Consider the following 1,207-nt stretch of genomic DNA (forward strand, 5'->3'; position numbering starts at 1 on the left):
CGGACGACCCTTTGACATAACCTGCCATCGAAGTCACGTTATTTAAGGTGCCCGTTTTTATCCATGCACGACCAATAGCTGCCGACTCAGGTAAGCGCTCGCCATGAGCCGCAATAGTACCGCTGACACCCGCGATACCTAAAGAGTTGACATAGGCATCAAAGCTTGGATGACTATAAGCGTATGTTAATAGCTCGCTCAAGTTGGCCGCTGCGATTGTACAGTCGCGGCAGAGTCCTGAGCCATTGGTCAAGTATGGCGGCGGCGTACTTAGATGAGTTTGCCACCACTGGCTCATGGTTTGTAAGGCAACAGAATAGTCTGTAGCAGTAGGCTTACCAAACTGGTATAAGCTGCTTGTTTGACTGTTTATTATTTTATTATTAGCTGTCTCATCATAAGCTCCTATTGATAGTGCTACTTGCTCAGTCATAACATTATTAGAGAAGTGATTGATGTCATAAATTTGCTGAGTTAAATTTAACGATGGATAACTAACAAGAGGGAGCGGTGATATGGGCAGCGCTGCTAGACCACGTGTTGGTTTTGTATTTTTTGCCGCATCAAAAGGGGCTTCTTGAGTAATGACATTCCCGCTTAGCGTATTGCCTAGCTCTTGCCATTTGGCAGCAATGACGCGTGCCGCAAAATCTTTGGCATCAGGATACGCGACATAAAAGACGTGCTCTTTACAGCTAGTTGGTAGAGTAGTATTTAAGATTAGCTGTTGGGATTGCCACTGCGGCGCTAGGCTATAACGGGCTTGACCACAGTAAGCTGAGCGCGTATTTATCGTGTTAGGCAGTTGGTAATTTGCCAGTTGCGGCTTATAAGTCAGCTGCGCTTGTCCCTCATTTAATGGATAGCTTTTGATGCCGATAGTGCTAAAGTTTACCAAAAAACCATCAGGACTGGCATTATAAGGTCGCAATGGTGCGTTATCAAAGGCCGCAGGATCTTTGCTAACATTTTTAAAAACCCCGCTATCGATAATAATATCACCGTTGATATGACGAATACCTGCTGCTTGCACTTTATAGAGTAACTGCTGCAAACGCTCATGGGTCATTTTGGGATCGCCACTTCCTTGAATAACCAAGTCACCGAGTAGACGATCGCCGATAATAATACCGGTATGATAGACGCGTGTCTGCCAGACAAAGTTAGCGCCCAACGTATCTAAAGCAATAAAGCTGGGCACCAGTTT

The 1,207-nt window shown here is 45.3% G+C and carries 1 protein-coding gene; it reads right to left on the reverse strand.

Annotation, left to right across the window (positions count from 1 at the left end; translation table 11 throughout):
- On the reverse strand, positions 1-1,207 hold a 1,207-nt coding region (gene dacB, locus ACS8FD_RS15480), incomplete at both ends, for a D-alanyl-D-alanine carboxypeptidase/D-alanyl-D-alanine endopeptidase (protein ID WP_439276504.1).

Source organism: Psychrobacter sp. 1U2 (genome assembly GCF_051847575.1).